The organism is Cupriavidus necator A5-1 (assembly GCF_000744095.1).
GTDB classification, from domain to species: Bacteria; Pseudomonadota; Gammaproteobacteria; order Burkholderiales; family Burkholderiaceae; genus Cupriavidus; species Cupriavidus necator_A.
The window spans coordinates 2,875,288-2,890,764 of the sequence record NZ_JQLI01000008.1 but is presented as its reverse complement, the minus strand read 5'-3'; the positions used below and the strand labels follow the sequence as shown (position 1 = coordinate 2,890,764).

Annotated in this window: 11 protein-coding genes; 4 read left to right on the top strand and 7 right to left on the bottom strand. The window is 64.9% G+C overall.

Annotated elements, in window-relative coordinates:
• The first annotated feature begins 202 nt into the window (after nucleotides 1–202).
• Nucleotides 203–1,585: an MFS transporter gene (locus tag K307_RS37300; RefSeq protein ID WP_042886116.1), complete on the top strand. Its 1,383-nt coding sequence runs from the start codon at nucleotides 203–205 to the stop codon at nucleotides 1,583–1,585.
• A 363-nt stretch (nucleotides 1,586–1,948) separates the two neighbouring features.
• Here K307_RS37300 and K307_RS37295 read toward each other — a convergent pair whose 3' ends face one another.
• The 4 genes from K307_RS37295 to K307_RS37280 form a co-directional block, all read right to left on the bottom strand.
• Nucleotides 1,949–3,964 (bottom strand): acetyl/propionyl/methylcrotonyl-CoA carboxylase subunit alpha, encoded by a 2,016-nt coding sequence (locus K307_RS37295; RefSeq protein WP_042886115.1) that lies wholly within the window; start codon nucleotides 3,962–3,964, stop codon nucleotides 1,949–1,951.
• An 18-nt stretch (nucleotides 3,965–3,982) separates the two neighbouring features.
• A complete protein-coding gene (locus K307_RS37290) occupies nucleotides 3,983–5,590 on the bottom strand; it encodes a carboxyl transferase domain-containing protein (RefSeq protein WP_042886113.1) in 1,608 nt (535 codons plus the stop codon).
• Nucleotides 5,591–5,667: 77 nt separating this feature from the next.
• Nucleotides 5,668–6,849 carry an isovaleryl-CoA dehydrogenase gene (locus K307_RS37285; protein WP_042886112.1) on the bottom strand — a complete coding sequence of 394 codons (1,182 nt, stop codon included), beginning with the start codon at nucleotides 6,847–6,849 and terminating at the stop codon, nucleotides 5,668–5,670.
• A gap of 70 nt (nucleotides 6,850–6,919) precedes the next feature.
• Nucleotides 6,920–8,644, bottom strand: coding sequence for an AMP-binding protein (locus tag K307_RS37280; protein WP_042886111.1), 1,725 nt, complete (start codon nucleotides 8,642–8,644; stop codon nucleotides 6,920–6,922).
• Between the two features lie 290 nt (nucleotides 8,645–8,934).
• Between K307_RS37280 and K307_RS37275 the strand changes: the two genes are divergently transcribed.
• Together K307_RS37275 and K307_RS37270 are read left to right on the top strand one after the other, a co-directional pair.
• Nucleotides 8,935–9,630 (top strand): TetR/AcrR family transcriptional regulator, encoded by a 696-nt coding sequence (locus K307_RS37275; RefSeq protein ID WP_042886109.1) that lies wholly within the window; start codon nucleotides 8,935–8,937, stop codon nucleotides 9,628–9,630.
• Nucleotides 9,631–9,713: 83 nt separating this feature from the next.
• Nucleotides 9,714–10,424 (top strand): Crp/Fnr family transcriptional regulator, encoded by a 711-nt coding sequence (locus tag K307_RS37270; RefSeq protein ID WP_051975352.1) that lies wholly within the window; start codon nucleotides 9,714–9,716, stop codon nucleotides 10,422–10,424.
• Between the two features lie 57 nt (nucleotides 10,425–10,481).
• On the opposite strand, the gene K307_RS37265 is transcribed toward K307_RS37270, so the two are convergent.
• Genes K307_RS37265 through K307_RS37255 form a run of 3 tightly spaced genes read right to left on the bottom strand, consistent with a single transcriptional unit; the run spans nucleotide 10,482 to nucleotide 14,363 of the window.
• Nucleotides 10,482–12,728 (bottom strand): xanthine dehydrogenase family protein molybdopterin-binding subunit, encoded by a 2,247-nt coding sequence (locus K307_RS37265; protein WP_042886108.1) that lies wholly within the window; start codon nucleotides 12,726–12,728, stop codon nucleotides 10,482–10,484.
• A gap of 10 nt (nucleotides 12,729–12,738) precedes the next feature.
• Nucleotides 12,739–13,212: a (2Fe-2S)-binding protein gene (locus K307_RS37260; protein ID WP_042886107.1), complete on the bottom strand. Its 474-nt coding sequence runs from the start codon at nucleotides 13,210–13,212 to the stop codon at nucleotides 12,739–12,741.
• Nucleotides 13,213–13,268: 56 nt separating this feature from the next.
• Nucleotides 13,269–14,363, bottom strand: a complete 1,095-nt coding sequence (locus K307_RS37255) for an NADH:flavin oxidoreductase/NADH oxidase (protein ID WP_042886105.1) — start codon at nucleotides 14,361–14,363, stop codon at nucleotides 13,269–13,271.
• Nucleotides 14,364–14,536: 173 nt separating this feature from the next.
• On the opposite strand from K307_RS37255, the gene K307_RS37250 reads away from it, so the two are divergent.
• Nucleotides 14,537–15,454 carry an AraC family transcriptional regulator gene (locus K307_RS37250; protein WP_051975351.1) on the top strand — a complete coding sequence of 306 codons (918 nt, stop codon included), beginning with the start codon at nucleotides 14,537–14,539 and terminating at the stop codon, nucleotides 15,452–15,454.
• The last annotated feature ends 23 nt before the right edge of the window (nucleotides 15,455–15,477 follow it).

Here is a 15,477-nt window from a genome sequence, read left to right as displayed (position 1 = left end):
GGGGGCAGGGCGTGAAAGCGCTAGGGAAATCCCCGGTGCGGATTGTCATTGCAACGACAGATCGATGCGTACGGATTGCCTATGCTGCTTCGGTCATCAGACAGCCCGCTGAATCTCGACGTTCGCGGGGAATGTAGCCTGCAGAGCTTTGTGTGTACGCAGGCCGCCAACATTGGTGCAGGCAGCACCGGGGAGACAACCAATGCGTCAAGTCGACGTTCACAAGCTGGCCGACGAGGCCCGCCTCAATGGCTTTCACGGGCTCGTACTATTCTGGTGCGCGCTCATCATCATCTTCGACGGTTACGACCTGGCAGTCGCCGGGATCGCGCTGCCATCGATCATGAAAGACATGGGCGTCAACGCGACCAGCGCGGGATTCATGGTCAGCTCGGCGCTGTTCGGAATGATGGTCGGTGCCATCTTCCTGGGCACCATCGCGGACAGGATCGGCCGTCGCCGGGCCATTTCCATCTGCGTCGGACTGTTCAGCGTCTTCACCGCGGCGGCCGGCTTTACCAGCGACCCGGTAACGTTCAGCGTTACCAGGTTCCTTGCCGGCCTCGGCATCGGCGGTGTGATGCCCAACGTGGTCGCGCAGATGACCGAGTACTCGCCGAAGCGGATCCGCAGCACGATGGTCACATTGATGTTCAGCGGATATGCGGTGGGCGGCATGCTGGCCGCAGTCCTCGGCAAAGGCCTGATCGAGACGTACGGCTGGCAATCCGTTTTCGTCGCAGCGGGACTCCCGGTCATCCTAGTCCCGCTGATCATGAAGTCGCTGCCCGAGTCGATGCCTTTCCTGATCAAGTCGGGCCGCATTGACGAACTGAAGCAAACCGTCTCGAAGCTGGAGCCGAGCTACCAGCCGCATGCAAATGACCGCTTCGCACTGCCGTCCGAGCACAAGGCCGACGATGCGCCGATTCGCCACCTGTTCCATGAGGGACGCGGTTTCAGCACGGTGATGTTCTGGGTCGCGTTCTTCATGTGTTTGTTCATGGTGTACGCGCTCAGTTCCTGGTTGACAAAGTTGATGGCCAACGCAGGCTACAGCCTTGGCTCCGCGCTGACGTTCGTGCTGGTGCTGAATTTCGGCGCGATCGCCGGTGCGGTCGGCGGCGGCTGGCTGGCCGACCGCTTTCACATCAAGCATGTGCTGGTGGTGTTCTTTGCGCTGGCGGCCGTGTCGATCTCGATGCTCGGCTACAAGGTTCCGACCGCGGTGCTGTACTTGCTTGTCGGCATGGCCGGCGCCACGACGATCGGCACGCAGATCCTCGCCTACGCGTACGTTGGCCAGTTCTACCCCATGGCTGTGCGCTCAACCGGCATCGGCTGGGCCTCGGGCGTCGGCCGCAGCGGGGCGATCCTGGCGCCGATCGTGATCGGCACCCTGGTCGGGATGAGCCTGCCATTGCAGCAGAATTTCTTCGCGATCGCCGTGCCGGCGGTGATTGCGTTGGTCGCCATCGCATTGGTGGACCATCGGCGCTCGGCCTCGGCGCATGATGAGGACGTTAGCGCCGAGATTGGTGAGCCGGCTGTAGTCGGCACGCGTCCGGCGATACTGCGCCAGTGATGTCGCATGCAGTGGGTGCGGCAACGCGCCTCGGGCTCCCTGATGCAGGGGGCTTTTTTTGTGCTTGACGGGCGTGATTTGTTTCGCCGGCGTAGCCGGGGGGCCTTTGGGCTCGGGCAGTGCCCGAGCCCCAGAGGCCATCAACAAAACACGCATCCCGCTATCTGGCGAAGACCCAAAAAAATGAGGTGGCATCGCAGGCGATGCCACCCCAGCTTGCTGACAAAGCCAGCCTGCGTGCTGCCAGTTTGCTTCCCCTTCCCGCTTGCGGTAGGGGAGCGTTCACCAAGGTTCAACGCATTGACGCACCACTCTGCGCTACTACGCCGACAGCTTTGCCGGCAGCCTGCTCATATCAAGCTATCAAGCCTCAAACGCCAGCAGCTGCGCCCCTTCTGTCACCTGCTCGCCGATGCCGTACAGCACTTCGCTGACCACCCCGTCGGCCGGCGCGCTGATGGTGTGCTCCATCTTCATCGCCTCCATCACCAGCAGCGGGGCGCCGCGCGTGACGGTGCTGCCGGCCTCGACCATCACCGCGATGACCTTGCCCGGCATCGGCGCGGTCAGCTTGCCGCCTTCGCTTTCTGATTCGCCTGCATGGGCCAGGGGATCGAGCCAGGTCAGCGTGACGTGACGACCGGCACTGAAGACATGGAACGTCTCGCCATCGAGATGCACCTGTCCGTGCGCACGCCGCGTGCCGAGGTCGACGCGAATATCGTCTGCCTGGCATTTCGCGGAGAACTGCCCAGCCATGCCCGCGTAGTACAGCGTGCTGCCGCGCTCGTTGGTGTTCAGCGTCACGTCGAGCACCTGCTCGCCATAGCCGAAGCGCAACTGGCGCGATGCGCCGCTGTTGAGCCGCCACGCGCCGGCATGGGTCCACGGCGAATGCTGGTCGGCGGCATCGATGCGTCGTTCCTTGTTCTCGCGATCCAGCAGCGCCGCCACGGCCAGCGCGATGATTTCCATGCCGACCGGCGCCGGCGGCGGGAACAGGACCTTCTCGTTGCGCTCGATCAGGCCGGTGTCGAGATCGGCGGTGCGAAACGCTTCGGACGACACCAGCCGCTGCAGGAAGGCAACGTTGGTCGACAGGCCGACCACGTGATACGACGCCAGCGCCTGGCGCATGCGCGCCAGCGCTTCGTCCCGATCCTTGCCCCAGACGATCAGCTTGGCGATCATCGGGTCGTAGAACGGGCTGATGGTGTCGCCTTCGCGCACGCCGGCATCGATGCGGATGCCGGCCGGGCCATGCATATCGCCGCCGCGCATGAACTGCACCGCCGGCGGCGTGCGCAGGAAGCGCAGCGTGCCGGTGGACGGCAGGAACTGATTGTCGGGATTCTCGGCGTAGATACGCGCTTCCAGTGCGTGGCCGTCGATGCGCAGTTGCTCCTGCGTCAGCGGCAGTGCTTCACCGGCAGCGACGCGCAGCTGCCATTCGACCAGGTCCTGCCCGGTGACCATCTCTGTGACCGGATGCTCGACCTGCAGGCGCGTGTTCATCTCCATGAAGTAGAAGGAGCCGTCCTGGTTGGCGATGAACTCCACCGTGCCGGCACCGACATAGCCCACCGCTTTGGCCGCAGCAACCGCGGCCTCGCCCATGGCGCGGCGGCGTTCTTCGGTCATGCCCGGCGCCGGCGCTTCTTCCAGCACCTTCTGGTGGCGACGCTGCACCGAGCAGTCGCGCTCGAACAGGTAGACGCAGTTGCCGTGGGTATCGGCGAATACCTGGATCTCGATATGGCGCGGGCGGGTAAGGTATTTCTCCACCAGCACCTTGTCGTCGCCGAAGCTGGCCGACGCCTCGCGCTTGACCGAGGCCAGCGCGGCCTCGAAGGCATCGCCCGACTCGACCACGCGCATGCCCTTGCCGCCACCGCCCGCGCTGGCCTTGAGCAGCACCGGGTAGCCGATGCGGTCGGCCTCGCGGCGCAGCAGCGCCGGATCCTGGTCCTCGCCGTGGTAGCCCGGCACCAGCGGCACCGAGGCCTTTTCCATCAACTGCTTGGCCGCGCTCTTGCTGCCCATCGCGTTGATGGCCGAGGCCGGCGGGCCGATAAAGACCAGCCCCGCCGCGGCGCAGGCCTCGGCAAAGGCCTCGTTCTCGGACAGGAAGCCGTAGCCCGGGTGGATGGCCTGGGCGCCGGTCTCCTTCGCCATCTCGATGATGTGGTCGGCGCGCAGGTAGCTGTCGCGCGCGGCCGCGCCGCCGATATGCACGGCCTCGTCGCAGAAGGCGACGTGGCGCGCGTCGGCGTCGGCGTCCGAGTACACCGCGACGGTGCGGATGCCGAGCCGGCGGCAGGTGGCGGCCACGCGGCAGGCGATTTCACCGCGGTTGGCGATCAGGATCTTGTTGAACATCGATCTTCCTTGTCGTGGTTACATGCGGAACACGCCGAACTTCATGTCCTCGATTGGCGCGTTCAGGCTCGCGGACAGGCCCAGGCCGAGCACGGTGCGGGTCTGCGCGGGATCGATCACGCCGTCGTCCCACAGGCGCGCACTGGCGTAGTACGGGTGGCCCTGGTGTTCGTACTGGTCGCGGATCGGCTGCTTGAAGGCGTCTTCCTCCTCCGCGCTCCACTTGCCGCCCTTGCCCTCGATGCCGTCGCGGCGCACTGTCGCCAGCACGCTCGCGGCCTGCTCGCCGCCCATCACCGAGATGCGCGCATTCGGCCACATCCACAGGAAGCGCGGCGAATAGGCCCGCCCGCACATGCCATAGTTGCCGGCACCGAACGAGCCACCGATGATCACGGTGAACTTGGGCACCTGCGCGGTCGCGACCGCGGTCACCATCTTCGCGCCGTTGCGAGCGATGCCTTCGTTCTCGTACTTGCGGCCGACCATGAAGCCGGTGATGTTCTGCAGGAACACCAGCGGGATCTTGCGCTGGCAGCACAGCTCGATAAAGTGCGCGCCCTTGAGCGCCGACTCGGAGAACAGGATGCCGTTGTTGGCGATGATGCCGACCGGGTAGCCCCAGATGCGTGCGAAGCCGCACACCAGCGTGGTGCCGTAGCGCGCCTTGAACTCGTCGAACTCGGAGCCGTCGACCAGGCGCGCGATCACCTCGCGCACGTCATAGGGCTTGCGCGTGTCGGTCGGGATCACGCCGTACAGCTCTTGCACCGGGTACAGCGGCTCCACCGGCTCGTGCAGGCGGATCTGGTCCGGCTTGCGGCGGTTCAGGTGCTGCACGATATTGCGCGCCAGCGACAGCGCGTGGTGGTCGTTCTGCGCGAAGTAGTCGGCCACGCCCGACAGGCGCGTATGCACGTCGGCGCCGCCCAGGTCCTCGGCGCTCACTTCCTCGCCGGTGGCGGCCTTCACCAGCGGCGGGCCGCCCAGGAAGATGGTGCCCTGGTTCTTGACGATGATGGACTCGTCGCTCATCGCCGGCACGTAGGCGCCGCCGGCGGTGCACGAACCCATCACCACCGCGATCTGCGGGATGCCCTGCTTTGACAGGTTGGCCTGGTTGTAGAAGATGCGGCCGAAGTGGTCGCGGTCCGGGAACACATCGTCCTGGTTGGGCAGGTTGGCGCCGCCGGAATCGACCAGGTAGATGCAGGGCAGGTTGTTCTGCTCGGCGATCTCCTGCGCGCGCACATGCTTCTTGACCGTCATCGGGTAGTAGGTGCCGCCCTTGACGGTGGCGTCGTTGCAGACGATCACGCATTCCTGCCCGGCCACGCGGCCGATGCCGGTGATGATGCCGGCGCCGGGCGCAACATCGTCGTACATGTCATAGGCCGCGAGCTGCGACAGCTCCAGGAACGGCGTGCCCGGATCGAGCAGTTGCTGCACGCGGTCGCGCGGCAGCAGCTTGCCGCGCGACAGGTGCTTGTCGCGCGCGTCTTTGCCGCCGCCTTCGGCGAGCTTCGCGATCCTGGCCTCCAGGTCGGCTACCAGGGCCTGCATGGCTTCGGCGTTGGCCTTGAAGGACTCGGAGCGGGCGTTCAGTTTGGTTTCGATGATTGGCATATCGTGCTACTTGGTGTGCCGCGAGATGGTGCTGTCGGTCGGCAGATGGCGAGGGCGGGTGTGCGGCTAAGGCGCGCTCACATCGTTTCGGAGAACAGCTCGCGGCCGATCAGCATGCGGCGGATCTCCGAGGTGCCGGCGCCGATCTCGTACAGCTTGGCGTCGCGCCACAGCCGGCCGGCGGGGTATTCATTGATATACCCGTTGCCGCCCAGGATCTGCACGGTCTCGCCCGCCATCCAGGTGGCCTTCTCGGCCGTGTACAGGATCACCGCGGCGCAGTCCTTGCGCACCTGGCGCACGTGGTCGCTGCCCAGCCCGTCGAGGTTCTTGCCGACCGTGTACAGGTAGCTGCGTGCGGCCTGCAGCGTGGTGTACATGTCCGCCACCTTGCCCTGGATCAGCTGGAACTCGCCGATGCTCTGGCCGAACTGCTTGCGGTCATGGATATACGGCGTGACCACGTCCATGCACGCCTGCATGATGCCGACCGGGCCGCCCGACAGCACCGCGCGCTCGTAGTCCAGCCCGCTCATCAGCACCTTGGCGCCGCCGTTCTCGGCGCCGAGGATGTTCTCGACCGGCACCTCCACGTCCTGGAACACCAGTTCGCCGGTGTGCGAGCCGCGCATGCCCAGCTTGTCCAGCTTCTGCGCCACCGAGAAGCCCTTCATGCCCTTCTCGACGATAAACGCGGTCATGCCGCGCGCGCCCAGGTCGGGCTCGGTCTTGGCGTAAACCACCAGCACGTCGCAGTCCGGGCCGTTGGTGATCCACATCTTGGTGCCGTTGAGCACGTAGCGGTCGCCCTTGAGCTCCGCGCGCAGCTTCATGCTGACCACGTCTGAGCCGGCGTTGGGTTCGCTCATCGCCAGCGCGCCGATCCACTCGCCCGACACCAGCTTGGGCAGGTATTTGGCCTTCTGCGCCGGCGTGCCGTTGCGGTGGATCTGGTTCACGCACAGGTTGGAATGGGCGCCATACGACAGGCCCACCGAGGCCGAGGCGCGGCTGATTTCTTCCATCGCGATCATGTGCGCCAGGTAGCCCATGTTGGCGCCGCCATATTCCTCGGCCACCGTGATGCCGAGCACGCCCAGGTCGCCCATCTTCTTCCAGGCGTCCATCGGGAACTGGTCGGTGCGGTCGATCTCGGCGGCGCGCGGGGCGAGTTCGGCCTGGGCCCAGGCGCGCACGGAATCGCGCAGCATTTCGATGTCTTCGCCGAGGTCGAACTTGAGGCCGGGGAGGGTGTTCATAGCGGTGTTGTCTCTGGTGTTGTCTGTGGGATCGGGGGAATGGCTGGCGCCGCGCACCGGCGCCGGCGCGTCAGGCCGTCCTGGATTCGCTGAGCTTCAGTTCCTGCGTCATGCGCTCGCGCATCACGAATTTCTGTACCTTGCCGGTGATGGTCATGGGCATCTCTTCGACAAAGCGGATGTAGCGCGGGATCTTGTAGTGCGCGATCTGGTCGCGGCAGAAATCGCGGATCTCATCCTCCGTGGCGCTGGCGCCCGGCTTCAGCACGATCCACGCGCAGACTTCCTCGCCGTACTTCTGGTCGGGAACGCCGAACACCTGGACCGCCTGGACTTTCGGGTGGCGGAACAGGAACTCCTCGATCTCGCGCGGGTAGATGTTCTCGCCGCCGCGAATCAGCATGTCCTTCACGCGGCCGACGATGTTGCAGTAGCCTTCCGCGTCGATGGTGGCGAGGTCGCCGGTGTGCATCCAGCCGTCGCGGATGGCTTCGGCGGTACGCACCTCGTCATCCCAGTAGCCCAGCATCACCGAATACCCACGCGTACACAGCTCGCCTGTTTCGCCTACCGGGACCGTGGCACCTGTCGCGTCCACGATCCTGACCTCGAGGTGCGGCTGGATGCGGCCCACCGTGGTGGTGCGCTTGTCCAGCGGATCGGTGGTGCTGCTCTGGAAGGAAACCGGACTCGTCTCCGTCATGCCGTAGGCGATGGTCACCTCGGACATGTGCATCTGCGACACCACGCGCTTCATGGTCTCGATCGGGCAGGGTGACCCCGCCATGATGCCGGTGCGCAGGGAAGAGAAGTCGTACTGCGAGAAATTCGGGTGATCGAGCTGGGCAATGAACATGGTCGGCACGCCATGAAGCGCCGTGCAGCGTTCTTCGCTGACTGCCTGCATGGTGGCTTCCGGCTCGAAGGCCTGGCCGGGGAACACCATTGCCGCGCCGGAGGACACGCATGCCAGCACCGCCAGGACCATGCCGAAGCAGTGATAGAAGGGCACCGGGATGCAGAGCTTGTCCTGCTCGGAGAAACGCATCGCCATGGCAATGAAGCGTGCGTTGTTGACGATATTGCGATGGGTCAGCGTGGCGCCCTTGGGCGCACCGGTAGTGCCGCTGGTGAACTGCACGTTGATCGGGTCATGGCGATCCAGCTGTGCCGTGATGGCATCCAGCGTCGACCGCGCCACGCCCGTGCCGCGCGCAATCACATCGGCATAGCGGAGCATCCCGGGCGTATGGTCGTCGCCCATCCGGATGACGCAGCGCAGTGCCGGCAGCCGCGCCGCCTGCAGTTCGCCCGGCGCGCAGGTGGCCAGTTCGGGGGCGAGTACCTGGAGCATCTCCAGGTACCGTGAGGTCTTGAAGGCTTCCGCCGCGACGATCGCCTTGACGCCCACCTTGTTCAGCGCGTACTCCAGCTCGGACAGGCGGTAGGCGGGATTGATGTTCACCAGCACCAGCCCCAGCCGCGCCGTGGCGAATTGGGTGACCAGCCACTCGACCCGGTTGGGGGACCAGATGCCGACGCGGTCGCCTCTGGCCAGCCCCAACGTGTGCAGGCCTGCCGCCAGTGCGTCCACGGCATCGGAGAATTCGCGCCAGTTCCAGCGCACCCCTTGCTCGCGAAAGGCAACGGCTTCCCGCTCGGGGTAGCGAGCCACCGTTTGCGCCAGCAACTCCGGCACGGTCTGTTCCGACAGCGGAATGGTGGTGTCCCCCTTCACATGCGAAAGCCCGCCAATCGGCAGGGTGGTGGAAGAGGACTCGGCCTGCATCGTCATACTTGTCTCCAAAGCCCGGTTGTGGTTCGTCTCTCTGGATATTTGTGAGTGTTCCTCAACAAACATCGTTTCGATGAATTTTTGGGGCGACGTCTCCGGGTTTTCCCGGATATTAGTAGGGCGATCCCTAGGTTTTCGAGATATTCTTCCGAGACCCGTCTGACGCCCGTTGGTGCGATGACTGAAAAATACATGGTGCCAATCGAAATGGCAACCTAAAATTGAGCAAAGCTCAAGTCGGGGTTGAGCCGGCCCTATAATCTCGCCTTCGGGCAAGCTAGGACTCAAAGATGGAAGACGTCACATCGCCCCGCCGTGTGCCCGCAGGCGCCAAGGCGGAGCAACGCATCCGGGACATCCTGCGCGTCAGCCGCGAGGTATTCGCCGAGCTCGGCTACGAGAGGACCACGACCACCGAGATCGCCCAGCGCCTGGGCATCTCCGAGGGCACGGTGTTCACCTACTTCCATGGCAAGCGCGAGCTATGCGCACGCGTGATCGAGGACTGGTATGACGAGATCATCGGCACCGTGGAACAAGGCATGCCGCACGGGCAGAGCACGAAGGTGCAGCTGGAGTTTTATGTCAGGACACACCTGAGGCTGTTCCTGATCCAGGGGACGGGCTTGTGTGCGCTGGTGTTGTCGGAGGGCCGTGCCAAAGGGCCGGGGCTGGGAGAGATGTTCGCACCGCTGCAGCGCCGCTATACGGCGCCGTTGATGGACTTGCTGGCGCGGGCGCGGGACAACGGCGAGATCCGGGATGACCTGCCGTTGAGCCTGCTGCGCTCGGCAATCCTCGGGCCGATGGAGCACATCCTGTGGGACGCGATCGCCCGGCAGCGGCAAGTGGATATCGAGAAGACGGCCAGGGATATGGTGGCGTTGTTGTGGCCCGCCTTGCTGCCTGTAGACGTCGAGGTGGAGAAATTGCGCGCATTCTATGGAGAAGTCGGCGCGGCGTTGAGAAGGGCGGGCAACGGTTGACGCGCGGCGCGTCTTGAAGCGCCGGTCCACTAATCCACTGATCTAGTTATTGCGAGGGACTCTTGCCGGATTCATACGCCGTCATGCGCGATCGCCTGCTGGAAGCGCCGTGGGCGCGACACCTCTCTGCAGAGCAGCGGGGACGCGTTGAACGAGACACCCGCGTGTCGAGCTACGCCGCGGGGTCGCTGGTCTGCCAGCAAGGCGCAGCGGCCCTGCATTGGATTGGCGTGCTGGACGGCATGGTGAAGGTCAACACCGTATCGCAGGATGGCCGTGGAACAACGTTCATTGGCGTTTCTACTGGCGGATGGCTGGGAGAAGGGGCACTGCTCAAGCACGAGCTTCGTCCCTACGAAGTGGTCACGCTGCGCGACAGCTGGATCGCGTTGGTGCCGGCAGAGACCTTTGACTGGCTGTTCGAGACAAGCCTGAGCTTCAATCAGTTTCTGGTGCGCCAGTTGAACGCGCGACTCGGCCAGTTTGTTGCGGTCGTGGAGAGTTACCGCATGCAGACAACCACGGCGCAGGTAGCCATTTGCGTCGCGGAACTGTTCAACCCGGCACTGTGCACGGCTACGTCTGACGTCCTGCGGATTTCACAGGAGGAGATCGCACGCCTGTGCGGCCTGTCCCGTCAGGTCGTGAATCGCGCCCTGCACGAGCTGGAGGCAGCCGGCCTGGTTCGCATGCAATACGGCATGATCCATGTACTGGATGTCACTGCCTTGCATGCTTTTGGACGAGGCATTGACCCGAGACAGCAAAGTCCGGCATCGACGCCCCAGGGCTGACGGCCACGCGCCGACGGCAGCAGGCGAGGCCTGCCTGCCGTCGGTGGGCATCCACAATCAGGTCAGTTTGAAGGGAAGCTGGCGCTGCGGCTTGCCGGTGAGGCGCGCAATGGCGTTGGCAAATGCCGGCGCCAACGGCGGCAGGCCAGGCTCGCCCATGCCCGTGGGTGGATCGGCGCTGGGCACGATGTGGACGTCGAACGCGGGGGTGTCGGTAATGCGCGCCACCGTGAAGTCGCCGAAGTTGCTTTGCTCGATGAAACCGTCCTTCAGCGTGATGGCAGAGCCCGCCAGGCACATCGACAGCCCCATGACTGCCGCGCCCTGCACCTGTGCTTCCACGGTGCGGGGATTCACTACCAGGTTGCAATGCACGCCGGCGGTGACACGATGCAAGTGCGGACGGCCTTCCTTCACCGACGCCTCCACGACATAGGCCACCACGGAATCGAACGCCTCGTGCACCGCGACACCCCAGGCGCGGCCGGCGGGTAGCTTCTTCTTGCCGTACCCGCTCTTGTCCACCGCCAGTTGCAACGCCGCGCGGTGGCGTGGATGCCTGTCGCCGAACAGGCGCATGCGGTAGGCCACCGGGTCTTGCCTGGTGGCGCGCGCAATTTCGTCGAGCAGTGTCTCCATGACGTAGGCAGTGTGGGTGGACCCGACACTGCGCCACCACAGCACCGGCACGTTGGGCGTGGGGTGGTGCACGGTCAGGCGCATCGGTAGCGGGTAGGGGTCACGCATGCCCTCCGTGGCCGTGGCGTCGATGCCGTTCTTCACCTGGAACTCCCCGAACACCGTGCCCGAGGTAATGGACTGGCCAACGATGACATGATCCCAGGCCAGCACCTTGCCTTGCCGGTCGAAGCCGATGCGCGCGCGATGCAGGTGCATCGGACGGTAATACCCGCCCTTGATGTCGTCCTCGCGGCTCCACAGCGTGCGTATCGGTGCCTTCATGCCGGCGGCGCGCGCGGCCTTGGCGATCGCACAGGCCTCGACCACGTAGTCGCTCGTGCTCGCGAAGCGCCGGCCAAAGCCGCCGCCCGCCATCTGCACATGGATCTTCACCTGCTCGGGCTTGAGGCCAAGTGCGCGCGCCGCCGCGGCACCGTCCAGGCCGGGGCACTGGCTCCCTACCCACAGTTCGGCGCGCCCGTCGGACAACTGCACGGTGCAGTTCAGTGGCTCCATTGGCGTATGTGCCAGATAGGGGAACACGAATTCCGCTTCCAGCTTGCGCGGCGCGGTGGCAAGCGGCGCCATATCAGCGTCGAACTGACGCCGGCCGGGCCGCGCCGCCAGCTCGCGGTACTGGGCCAGCAACCGTTCGCTGTCAGCCTTTTCGACGGCGGCCGTGTTCCATTGCAGCTTCAGCGCGTCGCGCCCTTGCTTGGCCGCCCAGTAGCCGTCGGCGAGCACGGCCACGCCTTCGCCACCACGGTCCACCGGCACGCGCAGCACTGCCTTGACACCCTTGATGGATCGCGCGGCGCTGTCGTCCACCGTAGTCAGTCGCGCGCCAAACACAGGCGGATGTGCCACCACGGCAGTGAGCTGACCGGGCAGGCGCGTGTCGATGCCGAAGTCCTGGCGCCCGCTGCTCTTGGCACGCGCATCGATGCGCGTGGTGGGCGTGCCGATGATGCGAAAGTCCTTCGAGTCCTTCAGCGTGACCTTCTCTGGCACCGGCAGAGCCATGGCGGCCTCGGCCAGCTCGCCGTAGGTCAGCGTGCGGCCACCCGGACCCAACACCACCCCGGCGCGGGTGCGCAGCGTGGCCACGTCCACTTTCCAGCGCGCCGCCGCCGCCGACAGCAACATCGCGCGGGCACGGGCGCCAAGCTCGCGGTACTGTGTGAAGCTGTTCTTGACCGAATGCGAGCCGCCGGTGAGATGAATGCCGAACAGCGGGTCGACGTAGGGAGCGTCGTTCGAGCCGTGCCGGCTGCGCACCAGGCTCCAGTCCGCGTCGAGCTCCTCGGCCAGGATCATCGGCAAGGCAGTCTGCACGCCCTGGCCGAACTCCAGCCGGTTGACAGTTACGGTGACCTCGCCGCCGGGAGCGATCTGCACAAACGCCAATGGCTGCTGTGTCGGCTTCAGGGCGCTCGCGGCACCGCCGGCACTGGCGGCCTGTGCCATGGCCAGATGCGGAAATGCACCGAGCGCCAGGCCGGCGGAGCCGGCCAGCTTCAGGAAGCTGCGGCGCGGCGGCATGGCGGGTTCGTCGCTCTGGCTCCGCGCCAGCAGCCGCTGCAGGTTGCGCGGCATCTCGCCGTGATCGAAATTGGGCAACATGGCGGATCCTTCAGGCGAGGGCTTTGGCGGCATCGGCCATCGCGGCGCGAATGCGGGGGTAGGTACCACAGCGGCAGATGTTGCCCGCCATGGCGGCGTCGATCTCGGCAGCGCTGGGTTGCTTGCCGCGAGGCAGGGATTTGAGGAAGGCGGTGGCGCTCATGATCTGGCCGCTCTGGCAGTAACCGCATTGCGCCACGTCGTGCTTCACCCAGGCTGCATGGACTGCGGTGCCGACCCGGTCGCTGCCATCGGTGGCAGCTTCGATGGTGACGATGGTCTTGCCCTTGGCGGCAGAGACCGGCGTGATGCACGAGCGAATGGCCTGGCCGTCCAGATGCACGGTGCAGGCGCCGCATAATGCGGCGCCGCAGCCGAACTTGGTGCCGGTCATGCCAAGGGAGTCGCGCAGCGCCCAGAGGATGGGCGTGCCGGGATCGACATCGATCGTGTGCTTACGGCCGTTGACATTGAGCGTGCTCATTGGGGAGGGTTCTCCGTAGGTGGTGATCAGGTACGAGTGCCGTGAATCGCCTGGCCTCAGCCCGCCCAGCCCTGCAACCAGAAGGCGTATGGCGTTGGCAGCACTGACGCCGCCTTTTCGACCTTGAGGTCCCGCGCCGCCTGGAACGGCCAGTGCGGATTCGCCAGCAACGTACGGCCGAAGAGCGCGAGGTCGAGCTGCCCCTCGCGAATCAGGGCGTCCGCCTCTGACGCACTCGTGATCTGCCAGCTGGTTGCAACCGGCAGCCCGGTCTGCGCGCGAATCTGTCGCGCGTAGGGAACGAGGAAGTTGGGTCCCCATGGCACTTGTTCGTCCGCAGTGGACAGTGCGAGTCCGACGTCGACAAGATCCAGGCCGGCATCCTTCAGCCATTTCAGGACCTGAACGGACTCCGCGAGTGTCTCGTCTTCCCGACCGTTGAATTCCATGACACCCAGGCGTGCCGTCAGCGGCAGGCTTTTCGGCCATACCTCTCTCACAGCGGCTACAGTCTCGATCAGGAAGCGGGAGCGATTTTCGAGGGAGCCGCCGTACTGGTCGTCTCGCGCATTGGTGAGAGCGGACAGGAAATTCTGAGCGAGGAAGCCATGGGCAAAATGAAGCTCGAGCCACTGGAATCCCGCCTGTAGGGCACGACCTGCGGCATCCACGAAATGCTGTTGCGTGCGTCGGATGTCCTCCAGGTTCATTTCCCGCGGCATATGCGGGTTCGCGGGCATGAACGGCAGCGCGCTCGGCGCCAACGGCTGCCAGGCACGCGGATCGTTCTTGTCCAGTGGAGCACCGCCCTCCCAAGGGGGCGTGCAGCCGGCCTTGCGGCCGGCGTGACCGATCTGGATGCCCGCTACGGCGCCGGCGTCCTTGATGGCCTTCGCCACAGCGGCAAGGCCTGCAATGAGCGAGTCACTCCAGAGACCCACGTCACCGGGCGTAATCCGTCCGTCCGGGGACACGGCGGTCGCTTCAACGATCACGAGTCCGGCGCCGCCGCGCGCCAGCGTAGCGTAGTGGCTCTGATGCCAGTCGCTCAGATGCCCGACCTCGGCCATGTACTGGCACATGGGAGAGACGACGATACGATTTCGAAGGGTGACTCCCTTCAACGAGTAGGGGGAAAAGAGGGACGACATCCGGCAAGCCCGTGGAGAGTAGCGATGGGGCCCAGTTTGAGGGAGGGTGCCCGAAAACTGTTTGCCAATTCCGCCTCACTTCTTGCCCAATCCGACGATTGCATGCCTGTCACGCCCGCCTGGCTTCGCCCGGTGCTAGACTTCCCGCAGCAAAAAGAAGGCGGAGTAGGAGCATGAATGCGCGTGACAAGACTGGAAATCCTGGCAAGGCTGCGGGCATTGACATCCTCGCCGAGGCAATCGGCCGAATTGCCCAAAATGACGGCGACTACTTCACTGAGATTTCGGGCCTGACGCTCCACCGCAGGAGCGCCAGCGCGGCGCCGATGCCATGCATCTACGGGTTCGGGTTAGGGGTGGTTGCTCAGGGTGGCAAGCAGGTCATGCTTGGCAACGAGGTGTTCAACTACGCCGCCGGACAATCCTTGCTGACGACGATCGACGTGCCTGTCGTGTCGAACGTCACGGTCGCTACGCCGGCCGAGCCGTTCCTTGGCCTGATGCTGGCGCTTGAGCCGCGCATCGTCATGGAACTGGCCGCGGAAATGGAAGAGATGGAGCCTCGGAAGGAGAGTCCGAATCTCGCGATTTCCGTCAGTGACCTTGAGCCGCCTGTCCTGGACGCATTGATCCGGCTCGTACGACTGCTCGACGAGCCGGAACTCATCCCTCACGTCGCCGCATTGATTCAGCAGGAAATCGCCATTCGCCTGCTGGCCGGGGCCTATGGGCCGCTACTTCGAAAGTTCGCGGCCACCGGCTCGCCAAGTGAGCAGATTGCCAGGGCAGTGGCATGGCTCAAGCTGAATTTTGCACATTCGTTCCAGGTGGAGGAACTCGCAGCCAATGCACACATGAGCCCGTCGACATTCCGGCAGCACTTTCGCGCGATTACCGGGATCAGCCCGCTGCAGTACCAGAAACAGCTGCGCCTCCAGGAAGCACGCCAATTGATGCTGAGCCAGAACCTCGACGCCGGAACGGCAAGTCTGCGCGTCGGGTATGAAAGCGCATCACAGTTCAGCCGGGAATATGCCCGGCTCTTCGGTGCTCCGCCTTTGCGGGATATCCAACGGATGCGCGTTGGCTGAAAGGGCAGCAATGCATGACAGGC

What these genes read in the sequence shown, in the direction of transcription:
- K307_RS37280 (WP_042886111.1), bottom strand. Translation starts at nt 8,644, where the DNA reads ATGACGATGCAGGCCGAGTCCTCTTCCACCACCCTGCCGATTGGCGGG.
- K307_RS37290 (WP_042886113.1), bottom strand. Translation starts at nt 5,590, where the DNA reads ATGCCAATCATCGAAACCAAACTGAACGCCCGCTCCGAGTCCTTCAAG.
- K307_RS37295 (WP_042886115.1), bottom strand. Translation starts at nt 3,964, where the DNA reads ATGTTCAACAAGATCCTGATCGCCAACCGCGGTGAAATCGCCTGCCGC.
- K307_RS37300 (WP_042886116.1), top strand. Translation starts at nt 203, where the DNA reads ATGCGTCAAGTCGACGTTCACAAGCTGGCCGACGAGGCCCGCCTCAAT.
- K307_RS37255 (WP_042886105.1), bottom strand. Translation starts at nt 14,363, where the DNA reads ATGTCGTCCCTCTTTTCCCCCTACTCGTTGAAGGGAGTCACCCTTCGA.
- K307_RS37270 (WP_051975352.1), top strand. Translation starts at nt 9,714, where the DNA reads ATGCGCGATCGCCTGCTGGAAGCGCCGTGGGCGCGACACCTCTCTGCA.
- K307_RS37250 (WP_051975351.1), top strand. Translation starts at nt 14,537, where the DNA reads ATGAATGCGCGTGACAAGACTGGAAATCCTGGCAAGGCTGCGGGCATT.
- K307_RS37265 (WP_042886108.1), bottom strand. Translation starts at nt 12,728, where the DNA reads ATGTTGCCCAATTTCGATCACGGCGAGATGCCGCGCAACCTGCAGCGG.
- K307_RS37260 (WP_042886107.1), bottom strand. Translation starts at nt 13,212, where the DNA reads ATGAGCACGCTCAATGTCAACGGCCGTAAGCACACGATCGATGTCGAT.
- K307_RS37275 (WP_042886109.1), top strand. Translation starts at nt 8,935, where the DNA reads ATGGAAGACGTCACATCGCCCCGCCGTGTGCCCGCAGGCGCCAAGGCG.
- K307_RS37285 (WP_042886112.1), bottom strand. Translation starts at nt 6,849, where the DNA reads ATGAACACCCTCCCCGGCCTCAAGTTCGACCTCGGCGAAGACATCGAA.